At 44.4% G+C, this 15,796-nt stretch carries 8 protein-coding genes, 2 tRNA genes and 3 rRNA genes; 1 reads left to right on the top strand and 12 read right to left on the bottom strand.

The window, feature by feature from the left end:
• Nucleotides 1–10: 10 nt before the first annotated feature.
• The 8 genes from AAH582_RS07800 to AAH582_RS07765 form a co-directional block, all read right to left on the bottom strand.
• Nucleotides 11–925 (bottom strand): cbb3-type cytochrome c oxidase N-terminal domain-containing protein, encoded by a 915-nt coding sequence (locus AAH582_RS07800; protein ID WP_343321748.1) that lies wholly within the window; start codon nucleotides 923–925, stop codon nucleotides 11–13.
• A gap of 3 nt (nucleotides 926–928) precedes the next feature.
• A complete protein-coding gene (locus tag AAH582_RS07795; RefSeq protein WP_046671935.1) occupies nucleotides 929–1,126 on the bottom strand; it encodes a hypothetical protein in 198 nt (65 codons plus the stop codon).
• A gap of 4 nt (nucleotides 1,127–1,130) precedes the next feature.
• On the bottom strand, nucleotides 1,131–3,269 hold the full coding sequence (gene ccoN / locus AAH582_RS07790) for a cytochrome-c oxidase, cbb3-type subunit I (RefSeq protein ID WP_343321747.1): 2,139 nt from the start codon (nucleotides 3,267–3,269) through the stop codon (nucleotides 1,131–1,133).
• A 495-nt stretch (nucleotides 3,270–3,764) separates the two neighbouring features.
• A 5S ribosomal RNA gene (gene rrf / locus AAH582_RS07785) occupies nucleotides 3,765–3,876 on the bottom strand.
• Between the two features lie 156 nt (nucleotides 3,877–4,032).
• A 23S ribosomal RNA gene (locus AAH582_RS07780) occupies nucleotides 4,033–6,913 on the bottom strand.
• A gap of 231 nt (nucleotides 6,914–7,144) precedes the next feature.
• Nucleotides 7,145–7,218, bottom strand: a tRNA-Ala gene (locus AAH582_RS07775).
• An 11-nt stretch (nucleotides 7,219–7,229) separates the two neighbouring features.
• Nucleotides 7,230–7,303, bottom strand: a tRNA-Ile gene (locus AAH582_RS07770).
• A 123-nt stretch (nucleotides 7,304–7,426) separates the two neighbouring features.
• Nucleotides 7,427–8,957 (bottom strand): 16S ribosomal RNA (locus tag AAH582_RS07765).
• Together the 16S, 23S and 5S rRNA genes with 2 tRNA genes alongside form the textbook arrangement of a ribosomal RNA operon.
• Nucleotides 8,958–9,964: 1,007 nt before the next feature.
• Here AAH582_RS07765 and AAH582_RS07760 point away from each other — a divergent pair.
• The gene (locus tag AAH582_RS07760) at nucleotides 9,965–10,987 is read left to right on the top strand and encodes a LacI family DNA-binding transcriptional regulator (RefSeq protein WP_046672228.1); all 1,023 of its coding nucleotides are present in this window, start codon (nucleotides 9,965–9,967) and stop codon (nucleotides 10,985–10,987) included.
• Between the two features lie 140 nt (nucleotides 10,988–11,127).
• On the opposite strand, the gene uxuA is transcribed toward AAH582_RS07760, so the two are convergent.
• From uxuA to AAH582_RS07740, 4 genes are all read right to left on the bottom strand, one after another.
• A complete protein-coding gene (uxuA, locus tag AAH582_RS07755) occupies nucleotides 11,128–12,288 on the bottom strand; it encodes a mannonate dehydratase (protein WP_343321746.1) in 1,161 nt (386 codons plus the stop codon).
• Between the two features lie 13 nt (nucleotides 12,289–12,301).
• Nucleotides 12,302–13,120 (bottom strand): SDR family oxidoreductase, encoded by an 819-nt coding sequence (locus AAH582_RS07750; protein WP_343321745.1) that lies wholly within the window; start codon nucleotides 13,118–13,120, stop codon nucleotides 12,302–12,304.
• Nucleotides 13,121–13,226: 106 nt separating this feature from the next.
• On the bottom strand, nucleotides 13,227–13,388 hold the full coding sequence (ccoS, locus tag AAH582_RS07745; protein WP_046672226.1) for a cbb3-type cytochrome oxidase assembly protein CcoS: 162 nt from the start codon (nucleotides 13,386–13,388) through the stop codon (nucleotides 13,227–13,229).
• A gap of 5 nt (nucleotides 13,389–13,393) precedes the next feature.
• Entirely contained in the window at nucleotides 13,394–15,787 is a 2,394-nt protein-coding gene (locus tag AAH582_RS07740; RefSeq protein ID WP_343321744.1) for a heavy metal translocating P-type ATPase, read from the bottom strand.
• Nucleotides 15,788–15,796: the final 9 nt, after the last annotated feature.

Below are 15,796 nucleotides of genomic sequence, written 5' to 3'. Positions count from 1 at the left end.
TTTCAATTTACTACTCTGCTTTTTTATCTGCTTCAGCTGGACCTGTTTTGGCATCATCCGCTGCTTTCTCTCCGTTTGCCGCCTGACCACCGCCATAGGTTACCTCATCACCTTGTGGAGCTTTTGGATTAGCAGGGTTTGTATCCCTTAAGGTGACAATATAACTGGCAACCTGTGCGATTTGAGCGGGACTTAACGTTTGTTCCCATGGCACCATTCCTTTATCAGGAACACCATACTTAATGGTTTTGAAGATGTCTTTAATCTCACCACCATGTAGCCAAAACTTATCGGTCAAGTTGGGTCCGATGCCTCCCTCGCCACTACCTCCGTGACAAGCGACACAGTTTGCAGTAAAGATCGCTTTTCCATCAGCTGCCATTTCCGGCTGAAACTCCACGCTACTTTCGTCTACATTACTCGCAGAAGCAGTAAGATAAGCCTGACGCTCTTTCTCGGCAACGACCATCTCATGTTCATACTCCTGGTCCTGGTTCATTCCGATACCCGACACCTGATAAACAAATAAGTAAACAAGGCCGAAAAAAATCGTTCCATAAAAAAGGAAATTAAACCAGATCGGAATCGGATTATCCAATTCGCGGATACCATCGTACTCATGGTCTATGACAATATCCTTTTCTTCTGAAATCGGTCTGATCCCCATGATCTTGTTCCACGACCTTTTCATCCAGCCCTTATTCGACACCTTTTTGAGTTTTTCCTCCTGGGCCAATTCAGGCATGGTAATCTTAATGATGGATTTCATCGCGCGATTGACCATCAATGCCGAAGCAAGTAGAGCCAGCATCACAACGATCAATACAACAATTAAGATATCTGTGTATAAATTATCTGTACCGAATCCTATCGTAGATTGAACAACTTCTGCGGTAGCTGGTGCAGTATCCAATAATAAACTCATATATTATAGACTTTCAGGTGAATGATTCAGTTCCTTTTCTGTTTCATCTTCTTCCAAAGGCAATTCCTTCATATAAGTAACATAATCTTTTTTCATTCGAAACAACATGATTGCTACTGAAATGAAGAATACCAAGAAGATCCAAAGTGATGCAATTAGATAAAGCTCACTGCCGTTTAGATTTGTTATTTGCTTAAACATGGCTTTATTGATTTGCGTTAACATTATCAGCTACTTTTGGAGCTGCTTTTATATCTGTTCCTAATCGTTGTAAGTAGGCAATTACAGCCACAATCTCACGGTCAGCTAACACATTCACTTGATTTTGTTTTAGATCATCAGCAATTTTCTGTGCCTGTTTGGTGAGATCCTGTTCAGCATGTTCAATTTCCGCATCGGTATAGGGGATTCCCAATTTCCGTAACGCCTTCATTTTATCTTGCAGAATAGCATTATCCAGTTTCTGATTGATTAACCACGGATATGTTGGCATGATACTTCCAGGCGAGGTAATCGTTGGATCCAACAGGTGATCAAAGTGCCATTTGTTTGGATATTTACCACCGATGCGATGCAGATCAGGTCCTGTCCGTTTCGAACCCCATAAAAACGGTGTATCGTAAACAAATTCTCCCGCCTTGCTATACTCACCATAACGGGCGGTTTCGGATCTAAAAGGACGAATAGTTTGCGTATGACAGTTCACACAACCTTCTCTAACGTAGAGATCCCGTCCCTGCAGTTCCAATGCTGTATAAGGTTTTACACTTGCAATTGTTGGAACATTTTTAGAAATTGTAAAAGTCGGCACCATCTCCACCATACCCCCGATGAGGATGGCGATAAGCGCGAGTACCATGAATAAAATTGGCTTACGTTCAAGACGACGGTGTTGAGACTGTTCATTTACCTGAACTGGCAATAATGCAGGAGCTTCTGCTGGCTCATTGGCCAAGAGCTTCCCTTGTTTCATGGTTTTGATCAAGTTAAAGGTCATTAGGAAGACCCCCGACAGATAAAGTGCACCACCTAGTGCGCGCATCATGTGCATCGGCAGAATTTCCAATGTTGTCGCCAGGAAGTTTGGATATTTCAAGACCCCTTCTGGTGTAAATTCCTTCCACATCAAGCCTTGTACTACAGCTGCCCAATACATCGGGATCGCATAGAACAAAATACCCAAGGTACCTATCCAAAAGTGCGTTGATGCCAACTTTTTAGAATACAACTCTGTCTTATATATACGTGGTATCAACCAGTATAGAATACCGAATGTCATAAACCCATTCCATCCCAAAGCACCTACGTGTACGTGCGCTACGATCCAGTCGGTAAAGTGGGCAATTGCATTCACCTGTTTCAAGGATAACATAGGGCCTTCGAAAGTCGCCATACCATAACAAGTAAGGGCCACGACCATGAATTTTAACATCGGTTCTGTCCGTACCTTATCCCAAGCACCACGTAAGGTCAATAAGCCATTGATCATACCACCCCAGCTTGGAGCAATCAACATAATGGAGAATACAACCCCTAAAGACTGTACCCAACCCGGTAGCGCCGTATAGAGCAAATGGTGAGGACCTGCCCAGATATAAATAAAGATTAAAGACCAAAAGTGAAGAATACTTAACTTGTACGAGTAAACAGGACGGTTGGCCATCTTAGGAAGGAAATAATACATCATTCCCAAATAAGGTGTTGTCAAGAAAAAAGCAACTGCGTTGTGACCATACCACCATTGTACCAGTGCATCCTGCACACCCTTGTAGACGTAATAGCTTTTCCAGCCAGCTACTGGCAATTGGATGGAGTTAACAATATGCAATACGGCTACTGTGACAAATGTGGCAATATAGAACCAAACTGCGACATACATGTGACGTTCGCGTCGTTTGACGATAGTACCGAACATATTGATTCCGAATACCACCCAAATGAGGGTAATTGCGATATCAATAGGCCATTCCATTTCGGCATACTCATGACTTGAAGTAAGGCCGAGTGGTAGTGTAATAGCCGATGCAACAATAATTAATTGCCAACCCCAAAAATGGAGCTTGCTCAAAGCATCACTAAACATTCTTGCTTTAAGCACCCGCTGTAAGGAGTAGTATACTCCCATAAAAATACCATTACCCACGAAAGCAAAAATCACCGCATTGGTATGCACAGGACGTACACGGCCAAATGTTGTAAATTGCAATCCAAAGTTCATCTGGGGCCAAACAAGCTGCGTCGCCACAAGCAATCCTATGGTCATACCAACTATTCCCCAAATAATGGTAGCGATTCCGAAATTCCTGACAATCTTGTTGTCGTAATTAAATTGCTCTAACTGCATTACTTAAATTGTTGATTCTGGTTCAAAAGTAAGCAGCAATTTATGACAATCTAATGATGGGCAATGCGTACAAAAATGATGTACGTCACTTTTGTATTACCGGATTACAAGGTTTAGTTACTAATTTCGGCTACTGGTTCTAAATGACTTAGGGAAAATTGAGACCCTAAAATATACTTTTCGCCAGTAGATCTGACACCAAAAGTGACCGTAGTCACATTTCCTGCCATACAATACGCTATAGCACACCAAATCTCATCAGAGTGACAAACCTTAATCTTTCAATGTGTCACACTATCCAACTGTAACTAGCGAGCCAAAGCCTTTTCGAAAAGGAGCAGTGGCGGGATGAGCTTGAATAGGGACAGTAGAGGCTCTAGGACAGCGCCGGTCGGGGAAGTACGGCAGATATGCAATAGCATTGTACAGGGAAGTACGGGAGTTACCTAAACGAAAGAAGCCCTTGACTGTTTCCAGCAAGGGCTTCCGTGTAAAAAAAGGCACCGACCTACTCTCCCACCTGTTACGGCAATACCATCGGCTCTGGCGGGCTTGACTGCTCTGTTCGGAATGGGAAGAGGTAGACACCGCCGATATAGGCACCTAAATATTTTTTTAGATCTGAGATCAGGGATAAGAGTATCAGGAGCCTGTAAGGTCCGAAATGATCCCTATGTTCATATCTAAATGACATATATATTGAAAGAGTTTCGTTTCTGTTTTGTTTCTAAAAATTAAAGAGGAAGACAACAGTGTTATCTGCTTGAGAAAGCTTCGGGCTATTAGTACCACTTGGCTTTGGTCTCTCAACCTTTACACCTATGGCCTATCAACGTAGTCATCTTCTACGACCCTATAAGGAAGTCTCATCTCGTGGCTAGTTTCGCACTTAGATGCTTTCAGCGCTTATCTATTCCAGACGTAGCTACCCTGCCGTACACCTGGCGGCATAACAGGTTCACCAGAGGTCTGTCCAACCCGGTCCTCTCGTACTAAGGTCAGATCCACTCAAACTTCCAACGCCCACAACAGATAGGGACCGAACTGTCTCGCGACGTTCTGAACCCAGCTCGCGTGCCACTTTAATGGGCGAACAGCCCAACCCTTGGGACCTTCTCCAGCCCCAGGATGTGACGAGCCGACATCGAGGTGCCAAACCTCCCCGTCGATATGAGCTCTTGGGGGAGATCAGCCTGTTATCCCCAGCGTACCTTTTATCCTTTGAGCGATGGCCCTTCCATACAGAACCACCGGATCACTATGTCCGTCTTTCGACCCTGTTCGACTTGTCGGTCTCACAGTCAAGCAAGCTTATGCCATTGCACTCCGCGTACGGTTACCAAGCGTACTGAGCTTACCTTTGAAAGCCTCCGTTACCTTTTTGGAGGCGACCACCCCAGTCAAACTACCCACCAAACAATGTCCTCCACATCATGGAGTTAGAAACCGAATACAGAAAGGGCGGTATTTCAAGGTTGATTCCATGACTCCTGGCGAAGCCACTTCAACATCTCCCGCCTATCCTACACATCCTGTACCCAATCTCAATGTTAAGCTATAGTGAAGGTGCATGGGGTCTTTCCGTCCCGTTGCGGGTAATCGGCGTCTTCACCGATACCACAATTTCACCGAGCTCATGGCTGAGACAGCGCCCAGATCGTTACACCATTCGTGCAGGTCGGAACTTACCCGACAAGGAATTTCGCTACCTTAGGACCGTTATAGTTACGGCCGCCGTTTACTGGGGCTTCGATTCAATGCTTCTCTTGCGATGACATCCCCTCTTAACCTTCCAGCACCGGGCAGGTGTCAGGCCTTATACTTCATCTTGCGATTTTGCAAAGCCATATGTTTTTGTTAAACAGTCGCCTGGGCCTTTTCACTGCGGCTGCTCTTTCGAGACAGCGCCCCTTCTCCCGAAGTTACAGGGCCATTTTGCCGAGTTCCTTAGCCATGACTCACTCGAGCACCTTAGGATTCTCTCCTCGACCACCTGTGTCGGTTTGCGGTACGGGTCTTCATAACCTGAAGCTTAGCGGGTTTTCTTGGAAGTCTGTTTACCTGCTCTATCAGCGCCACCGGAGCTTTGCTGTACTATTGGGTTTCAGCTAGAGTTGCGGATTTGCCTACAACTCCAATACCTACGCCTTTCAACGAACTATTCCGTCAGTTCGCGGCAGTGTCACTACTCCGTCACCACATCGCAGTTATGAAGAGTACTGGAATATTAACCAGTTGTCCATCGGCTTGCCCCCTTCGGGTGCGCCTTAGGTCCCGACTGACCCTGATCCGATTAACGTTGATCAGGAAACCTTGGTCTTTCGGTGGGCGGGTTTCTCACCCGCCTTATCGTTACTTATGCCTACATTTGCTTTTCCATAACCTCCACACAGCATTGCCACTGTGCTTCACCGGCGATGGAATGCTCCCCTACCAGATGTACATCTTTCAGTACAAATCCATAGCTTCGGTACCGTTCTTGATGCCCGTTTATTATCCACGCCCGGCCGCTCGACTAGTGAGCTGTTACGCACTCTTTAAATGAATGGCTGCTTCCAAGCCAACATCCTAGCTGTCTGGGCAACCGGACCTCGTTAGTTCAACTTAGAACGGATTTGGGGACCTTAGCTGATGGTCTGGGTTCTTTCCCTCTCGGCCTTGGACCTTAGCACCCAAAGCCTCACTGCCGGCTATATTTGATAGCATTCGGAGTTCGTCTGGATTTGGTAGGATTTGACTCCCCGCACCCAATCGGTAGCTCTACCTCTATCAAACTCCACGCCGACGCTGTTCCTAAAAACATTTCGGGGAGTACGAGCTATTTCCCAGTTTGATTGGCCTTTCACCCCTACCCTCAGGTCATCCGGAAACTTTTCAACGTTTATCGGTTCGGTCCTCCATTACATGTTACTGCAACTTCAACCTGCCCAAGGGTAGATCACAAGGTTTCGCGTCTACCTCATCTGACTATGCGCCCTATTAAGACTCGCTTTCGCTTCGGCTGCGTCCCTGAAGGACTTAACCTTGCCAGACAAGAGTAACTCGTAGGCTCATTATGCAAAAGGCACGCTGTCACAGGACCTGCCTGCTCCAACCGCTTGTAAGCACACGGTTTCAGGTTCTTTTCACTCCCCTGTTCGGGGTTCTTTTCACCTTTCCCTCACGGTACTGGTTCACTATCGGTCTCTCAGGAGTATTTAGCCTTACCAGATGGTGCTGGTGGATTCCCACAGGATTTCTCCGGTCCCGCGGTACTCAGGATACCACTATGTCAACATTCTTTACCTGTACGGGGCTCTCACCCTTGTCGCGCAGTTTCCCACCTGCTTCCAGTTCATAGCGCTGTACAATCTCGTGGTCCTACAACCCCGACCATGCCGTAACATGATCGGTTTGGGCTCTTTCCCGTTCGCTCGCCACTACTTGGGAAATCATTGTTATTTTCTTCTCCTACGCCTACTTAGATGTTTCAGTTCAGCGCGTTCGCGTTTTATACGACTATTCTTCAAATAGTCAGGTTGCCCCATTCGGAAATCTACGGATCACTTCGCATTTGCCAATCCCCGTAGCTTATCGCAGCTTATCACGTCCTTCTTCGCCTCTGAGAGCCTAGGCATCCCCCGTGTGCCCTTATTTACTTTCTTCACCGGCATAGCCTTTTGCTACTATGCGGCTGCTTTTGATATATATACCCATATGCTACGCAGAGATTCGTTCGGCATTCACCGAGGGTCTCCTCTCTACATCAGACACATACACGTATTGTCTCTATACTGTTGTCTTCTCTTGTAATTTTTTTTCTCTTTCAATATGTCAAAGAACTCTTTTTCCGGTTTGTTTCTTCGGAGCATCTGTCGATGTCCCTCCCGGAGATGTGGAGAATAACGGATTCGAACCGTTGACCCCCTGCGTGCAAGGCAGGTGCTCTAGCCAGCTGAGCTAATTCCCCTTACTTTTTCGTAGTCCCGAGCAGATTTGAACTGCTGACCCCTACATTATCAGTGTAGTGCTCTAACCAACTGAGCTACGGGACTAGCTATTTCCTGTTCATCTGTCTCTCTCGGTCCTGCTCCTTTCGGGGCGGGCACTTTCTTCTGATGTTTTTCTTCTTTTGCAATCATATGTAACGTGACGAGCACCGATCTGCGATACTCTAGAAAGGAGGTATTCCAGCCGCACCTTCCGGTACGGCTACCTTGTTACGACTTAGCCCCAATTATCGGTTTTACCCTAACACGCTCCTTGCGGTAACATGCTTTAGGTACCCCCAACTTTCATGGCTTGACGGGCGGTGTGTACAAGAGCCCGGGAACGTATTCACCGCGTCATTGCTGATACGCGATTACTAGCGAATCCAACTTCATGGGGTCGAGTTGCAGACCCCAATCCGAACTGTGAATGGCTTTTAGAGATTAGCATCATATTGCTATGTAGCTGCCCGCTGTACCATCCATTGTAGCACGTGTGTAGCCCAGGACGTAAGGGCCATGATGACTTGACGTCGTCCCCACCTTCCTCGCTGTTTGCACAGGCAGTCTGTTTAGAGTCCCCACCATTACATGCTGGCAACTAAACATAGGGGTTGCGCTCGTTGCGGGACTTAACCCAACACCTCACGGCACGAGCTGACGACAGCCATGCAGCACCTAGTTTCGTGTCCCGAAGGACGGGTGCGTCTCTGCACCCTTCACTAACTTTCAAGCCCGGGTAAGGTTCCTCGCGTATCATCGAATTAAACCACATGCTCCTCCGCTTGTGCGGGCCCCCGTCAATTCCTTTGAGTTTCACCCTTGCGGGCGTACTCCCAGGTGGATAACTTAACGCTTTCGCTGGGACGCTGGCTGTCTATCGCCAACATCGAGTTATCATCGTTTAGGGCGTGGACTACCAGGGTATCTAATCCTGTTCGATCCCCACGCTTTCGTGCATCAGCGTCAATACCAGCTTAGTGAGCTGCCTTCGCAATCGGAGTTCTAAGAGCATATCTATGCATTTCACCGCTACTTGTCTTATTCCGCCCACTTCAAATGGATTCAAGCCCATCAGTATCAAGGGCACTGCGATGGTTGAGCCACCGTATTTCACCCCTGACTTAACAGGCCGCCTACGCACCCTTTAAACCCAATAAATCCGGATAACGCTCGGATCCTCCGTATTACCGCGGCTGCTGGCACGGAGTTAGCCGATCCTTATTCTTCCAGTACATTCAGCTAAATACACGTATTTAGGTTTATTCCTGGACAAAAGCAGTTTACAACCCATAGGGCAGTCATCCTGCACGCGGCATGGCTGGTTCAGGCTTCCGCCCATTGACCAATATTCCTTACTGCTGCCTCCCGTAGGAGTCTGGTCCGTGTCTCAGTACCAGTGTGGGGGATTCTCCTCTCAGAGCCCCTAGACATCGTCGCCTTGGTAGGCCGTTACCCTACCAACTAGCTAATGTCACGCGAGCCCATCTCTATCCTATAAATATTTAATCAACCGAACATGCGAACTGTTGATGTTATGCGGTGTTAATCTCTCTTTCGAGAGGCTATCCCCCTGATAGAGGTAGGTTGCTCACGCGTTACGCACCCGTGCGCCACTCTCACCATCTTCGAGCAAGCTCTCCGATGGATCCCGTCCGACTTGCATGTATTAGGCCTGCCGCTAGCGTTCATCCTGAGCCAGGATCAAACTCTCCATTGTAAAATGAAGTTTTTGATTCCAACTATTTATAATAATCAGAATTCTTTTTTTATATCTCTGATCTTGGATCGAATTGAACGAATTACTTGAATTTGTTCATGACTTTCGACTTTCGTCTGTCTACTCGTCACGCTTACATGATTGTGTTTTCTTAAAGAACTTTTGCCGCTTCAACTTCCGTATCCGCTATATTCCGACAGGCATTGCGCCCCTCTTTATCGTTTTGTTTTTCCCTTCGTTTCCGTTGGGACTGCAAAGGTAGAAATCTTTTCTGAACTTCCAAAAACTTTCTGAAGTTTTTTTTTCTTTTCTCTTTTCCGATTTCCGCGTTTAAAATAAACCCAGCGGGATTTTAAATCCTGCCCAATCCACTTAAACCCTTCTTTTTTCATGGCTCCCTGCTTTCGCGGTAACCGTCCCTCCCTTGCGGAGTGGTGCAAAGATAGGGAGATTGTTAACAAACTTCCAAGCCTTTTGTTCTTATTTATTTCATTTTTCCCTTAACTGCCTGTAACGGTGCGAGATTCTTTTTGTAAAACAGGTGATCGGAAGGCTGGGATGGCTGATTCTGGAGCAGAATAGGCAGGGAACCGGGATCTAACCTGGACATTGCCGGGAACCGCGGCGTGCTGCGTACATACCGGGAACCGGGCTTCGGTACAGGCTTCGCACCGGATCTATTACCAATTCCGTTCAACTTTTGTTAGTAATTGATAGGGGTATTACAGGGGTATAACAGGGGGTTAACAGGGGTTTAGCAGGGGTTATACCCCTATTAACCCCCTGTTAAAACGGTGCCATAATGGTGTTAATTATAAACCCGTATACAATTTGAACCTAAGCGACGTAACAACAGGCCTCCCCTTTTGTCAAAACTGCCGATGAAACAAGCAAAATATCAATATGAAAAGCCAAATAATAACAGCATTGGTTCACTTATCAAGATAAAAAACCTATTTATCTATTTTTTTATGTAGATTTATCTTCTTAAAATAACCACCAGAGCGATGAGCAGAACTACCCTGAAAGATATAGCGTTGGCACTCAATATTTCTGTTTCGACGGTTTCCAAAGCATTATCAGACAGCTACGAAATAAGTGAAGCAACTAAAAAGATGGTTCAGGAATATGCCAAAAAGCATAATTTCCATCCCAATAAATTGGCACGGAGCTTAAAAATAGGAAAATCCAATACAATAGGGGTTATTGTATCCAACATTAGCAATACATTCGTTTCACAAATCCTCGATGGAATTCAGATCGCCTCTCAGCAGACCGTCTATGACGTTATTTTCATGCAAAGCCGGGAAGACGAACGGATTGAAAAAAATTGTATTGATGTTTTACGCATGCGCGGCATTGACGGCCTAATGATATCTCCAGTCTCTTCTGATTCAAATATTGAAGAATTAAAAGCACTGATAAAGTCGCAGATACCTGTGGTTATTTTTGATCGCATCAATCATCAGCTTGATACATTCAAGGTCGGGGTCAATAATTTCCAAGGTGCATATAATGCCACAAAACATCTCATCGAACAGGGCAAAAAGAATATTCTGCATATCACGGGAAAGAACTTAGGGGTGGCAGCCGAACGATTAAATGGCTTTAAATCTGCTTTATCAGATGCGGGTATTCCTTTTGATAATCGGCATTACATCGAATGTAGCTTTAATAATACCGCGGATATCGACCAAACAATAAGAGAGATTTTGCTCAAAGAATATCTTGAGCATAAAAATATAGATGCTATTTTCGGTGCCACAGATGTTATTACAACCCGAACATTGGGTATTTTGGCTGAACTTCAGATTCAAGTCCCTTCAGAGGTCGCCGTTATTGGTTTTTCAAACACACAAATAGCAGCTTCGTTAAATCCGGCCCTATCCACCGTTGTACAACCAGCAACAGAAATTGGGGAACTGGCAACAAATAAATTAATCGCTACTATTAACCAAACAAGACCTATACATGAATTTGAAACGATTGAGCTTCCAACACAGCTTATCATTCGCAAATCATCTTTATAATTCTTTCGATTATAGTCTCGTAGAATACTTAAAACAAAAACAGTCGGAAATAAGATGTTAGCTTCCCTATTTCCCGACTGTCTTTATGCTAGACCTACATTACAAGTCATAATATCCAATCTTCGCCTGAATTATTAGCATTATTCACCAACAATACCATACTCCAGGCCCCGTAATTCTGCAAGCCCTCTCAATCTTCCAATAGCAGAATACCCTGGATTTGTTACTTTATTCAGATCATCCAGCATCTGATGACCATGATCTGGTCTGAATGGAATAGCTGTAGATCTCAATTGATTTTCAGCAACCAGGATTTTCATGATTTTATACATATTGACATCACCATCCAAATGGTCTGCCTCATAAAAACTTCCAATCGCATCTTTCTTCACATTTCGTAAGTGAACGAAGTTTACACGCCCTTTAATGTTTTCTAAGATAGCAGGCAGATCGTTTGTCTGACTAGCCCCCAAAGACCCCGTACAAAAACAAACGCCATTGAATCGTTGTGGAACTGCATTCAGAAAATAGTCAAAATCCTCACCATTGCTGGCAATGCGGGGTAAACCTAAGATAGGGTACGGGGGATCATCTGGGTGAATGGTCATACATATACCATACTCCTCACAGGTTGCCGAAATTCCCTGAAGAAAATAAACCAAATTCTCGCGTAAACCGTCTTTTCCAATATGCTTATAGGTATCAATACTCGCTTTTAAGGCCTCCAATTCCACATTCTTCTCCCCGGGGATTCCCATTAAGACAACATTTGCCAATTCTTCTTTTTGCTGTTCGGTAATTTCATCAAATCGCAAAGTTGCACGTTTTACAACATCCACTGGATATGCTGCCCTGGCTCCGTCACGTTTTAATATAAAGATATCAAAGAGGGCCAGATCAATCCAGTCAAAATACAGTGCTTTTGAACCATCCGCCATGGTTAAGTCCAATTGTGTACGTGTCCAGTCTAGCACCGGCATAAAATTATAACAGATTGTTTTAATACCACATTGGGCGAGATTGGTTAATGTCTCTTGATATTTTTGGAGGTATTCATCTACTTTAGCACCTTTTGTCTTAATCTCCTCGTGTACAGTCACACTTTCCACCACTGACCAGGTTAGACCAGCCTCTTCTATAATGCGTTTTCTTTCTTGAATATCGGCCAGTGGCCATACCTCACCATGAGGAATATGATGTAATGCTGTAACAATACCGGTAGCTCCCGCCTGTTTGATATCCTGCAAAGATACTGGGTCATTGGGTCCATACCAACGCCAGGTTTGTTCTAATTTTTTCATCTTAAAGTTTAATTTAAACGCCGCACCATGCATTAAAACCACCGTCCACAAAGACAGTCTCTCCCGTCACAAATGCCGATGCATCGCTCAGCAGATAGATTAAAGTTCCTTTTAACTCACGCGGGTCGCCTAAACGGTTATAGGGGGTTCCATGAAGAATACGTTTGGTTCGGTCGCTATAAGTACCATCTGGATTAACCAATAGTTTTTTGTTCTGTTTGGTTAAGAATACGCCGGGAGCGATTGCATTGACCCGGACTTGATCGCCATAACGCTGAGCGAGTTCGGTAGCCATCCATTTTGTATAGCCATCGATCCCATGTTTTGCCACAGTATAGCCCAAAACACGTGTAAAAGGACGACTGGCTGTGAGGGAAGAAATATTAATGATAACCCCCTTTCCGCTTTCAGCAATCACGCGACCGATAATATGCGTAGGAATCATTGTACCATACAGATTAAGCTCAATTGCTTTAATGGTATCCTGAATATTGCTCGCAAATAAATCTTGATCAGCACCAATCGTTGCTCCAGGAATGTTGCCTCCAACGGCGTTTACTAAAGCGTCTATCCTACCCCATTTTTGCAAAACTTCATCTTTCGCCCGAGTGACATCCTGTTCGTCCATGATGTCAACTTCAACAAATATCGCTTCGCCGCCAACAGACTCGACCTGCTGAACACGTTCGGCCCCGATTTGTCCATTACGCCCGAGGATCGCGACTTTGGCTTCGGCCTCGGCCAAAGCCTCAACAAAGGCCTCGCCCAAAATCCCAGTACCACCCGTAATGACAACTACTTTATCTTTTAATGAAAATGGATTATTATGCATGTGTTTTTTAATTCAAATTGGTATTTACCCCAATTTTATTGATAATAACCTTAAATACAAAAAAAAGTAATTGATTTAATTACGATAACGTTTTAGTTACGTTGTGTTATTTATTTTCCCCTTCTGTCGTTTCATCATCAAACAGAATCCGTATAGAAGGTGTATAGGTATCATTGTGCTGACCGCTTTTATTTGCCCAGAAAAAAGCACATAGAAAAATCAACGCCAACAAAACGCTACAACCGATCAAAATATACATTATTTCCATAACAATTAGAGTTTACGGCGTTTGGCATACCATCTCGTCATGAGACTTGTAAAGGAGATGATCGTTACCGTACTGATTGGCATTAGAATCGCTGCAAATAATGGCGACATAATACCCTGCACGGCAAAGCTCAATCCAATTACATTATATAAAAGAGATATTCCAAAGCTCATATGTATTACTTTTACCGCATCTTTACTAAAAGCAAAGAAATCCGGCATTTTTGAAAACGACTCCCCATCCAGTATCGCATCGCAACCGGGGGAGAAGTTATTGATATCATCACTCACGGCGATGCCCAAATCTGCTTTACGCAATGCCCCGGCATCATTAAGGCCGTCACCGATCATGCAAACATGCTTTCCTGCTGTTTGAAAGCTTTGGATCGTTTCCAGTTTTTCGATGGGTGATTGATTGAAAAGCAAATTTGCATTTGATGGAAAAATTAGCTGTAGCGCATCCAGACGTCTATCGTTATCCCCTGAGATTAAATGAAGGTCGTATTCGACTTTAAAATCTTCAATCAAAGCCGAAAGGCCATCCCGCCAGGATTGCTCCATGGTAAAATACCCTTTTAACTCCTCACCTATGCGAATAAAAACCACAGATCCATCCGTTTTTATGTTGCCAATATTCAAAAAGTTAGCACTACCGATTTTAATTTCCTTGCCAATTACATTAGCCTGCATCCCCTTACCCGGAAATTCCTTAAAATCCTGTATCGAAATAGCAGCAGAGACATTCAGCCACTTGACAATCTCGCGGCTCAACGGATGGCTAGAGTTTCTACATACCGCATTCAGTAGCTTTTTGTCAACTGCTGAAAGGCTACCTTCAAAATAAATTGAGGTTGCTTTAGGCGACGATATTGTGCCAGTTTTATCGAATACCAGCGTATCAATCGTCGCCATCTGCTCAATCGCAGCTGTATTTTTCACATAAAACTTGTTTCGATCAAAAATACTTAATGCTGCAGAAAGGGTAAATGGAGAGCTCAACGCTAACGCACATGGGCATGCAATAATCAATACCGCCGTAAAAGCTCCCCAAGCCCTGCTTGCACTCCCATCAACGGCCCAAAATAAGGCAGCCAATAGTGCAATAGCCAATAAAACAACAGTAAAATATTTACTTATAAAGTTGACAAAAGTCTGAAAATGCTTGTCATAATCTTTATAATTCTCATTATTCCATAATTTGGTCAAATAGGACTGGGAAATCGGTTTGACCACTTCAAGTTCTATCGCTTCCCCCGTCTGGCGTCCGCCGGCATAAATAATTTCGCCCAAGGTCTTACTGACCGGACTTGATTCTCCCGTTACAAAGCTAAAATCTATCGCAGCATCACCTTTTAAAAGCATAGCATCGGCAGGTATAATTTCATTGTTCCGAACCAAGATACGGTCACCGATATTCACGTCGGCCAATTGTACAGGTTTATCCCCTGATTCGGTCAGTACTGTTACAGCCACGGGAAAATAACTCCGGTAATCCCGTTCAAAAGAGATATGATAATAGGTACGTTGTTGTACCCATTTTCCGATCAATATAAAGAACACAAGACTACAGAGTGTATCCGTAAAACCAGCTCCTGTCTGTGTGAGCACCTCAAACGCCGAACGTAAAAATAACACAAGGATTCCCAGGGCCAATGGCACATCCAGATTCAAACGCTTTTGTTTCAGACTCCAATAGGCCGATTTGAAATAATCCGATGCACAATACAATAAAACGGGCAGACCGAAGGCAAGGTTTATATACCCAAAAAAATTGGCATATTCCTTTTCAAAACTCCCCATTCCAAAATAATCTGGAAAACTGAATAGCATAGCATTTCCAAAACAGAAACCGGCAACAGCAATTTTTGCGACCAATGGATTCAGATTATTTCGATTCCCTTCCTTCACAACATCTTGCAAGGTGATTTTAGGATCATAGCCGATATTGACCAAAAGATAAACCAAATCTTTCAATGGCAGCTCATTGTGATTGAATGTAATGCTCGCCTGTTTCTTCATAAAGTCCACGCGGGACTGTAGTACATGGGGATTGAGTTTATATAAATTTTCCAGCAACCAGATGCAGGAGCTACAGTGAATAGCCGGAATATAAAAGGTGATGATAGTCATCTTATCATCTTTATAATCCACTAATTTATCAGCGATTTGTGGTTCATCCAGATAAGAAAAATCTTCTTGCTTGGATTTATTCGATTTACCGGGATGCTGATTATACCGGTAGTATTGCTGCATACCACTATCGTTCAGTACTTGGTAAACGGTCTGGCATCCCAGACAGCAAAAATCGTGATGATCGAGCTGGTAGCCCGTTTCCTCAATTTTATCGCCGCAATGGAAACATTTTTCTGCAAGTTGTATTTCATCCCTTAGCTCTGCCATACCTTCGTT

Source organism: Sphingobacterium multivorum (genome assembly GCF_039511225.1).
Taxonomy (GTDB): Bacteria; Bacteroidota; Bacteroidia; order Sphingobacteriales; family Sphingobacteriaceae; genus Sphingobacterium.
Note: the sequence above shows the minus strand (reverse complement) of the source record. Positions and strands in the feature narration are given on the sequence as shown.

Coding starts and splice junctions, on each gene's coding strand:
- AAH582_RS07800 (WP_343321748.1), bottom strand. CDS start 925: ATGAGTTTATTATTGGATACTGCACCAGCTACCGCAGAAGTTGTTCAA.
- AAH582_RS07795 (WP_046671935.1), bottom strand. CDS start 1,126: ATGTTTAAGCAAATAACAAATCTAAACGGCAGTGAGCTTTATCTAATT.
- ccoN (WP_343321747.1), bottom strand. CDS start 3,269: ATGCAGTTAGAGCAATTTAATTACGACAACAAGATTGTCAGGAATTTC.
- AAH582_RS07760 (WP_046672228.1), top strand. CDS start 9,965: ATGAGCAGAACTACCCTGAAAGATATAGCGTTGGCACTCAATATTTCT.
- uxuA (WP_343321746.1), bottom strand. CDS start 12,288: ATGAAAAAATTAGAACAAACCTGGCGTTGGTATGGACCCAATGACCCA.
- AAH582_RS07750 (WP_343321745.1), bottom strand. CDS start 13,120: ATGCATAATAATCCATTTTCATTAAAAGATAAAGTAGTTGTCATTACG.
- ccoS (WP_046672226.1), bottom strand. CDS start 13,388: ATGGAAATAATGTATATTTTGATCGGTTGTAGCGTTTTGTTGGCGTTG.
- AAH582_RS07740 (WP_343321744.1), bottom strand. CDS start 15,787: ATGGCAGAGCTAAGGGATGAAATACAACTTGCAGAAAAATGTTTCCAT.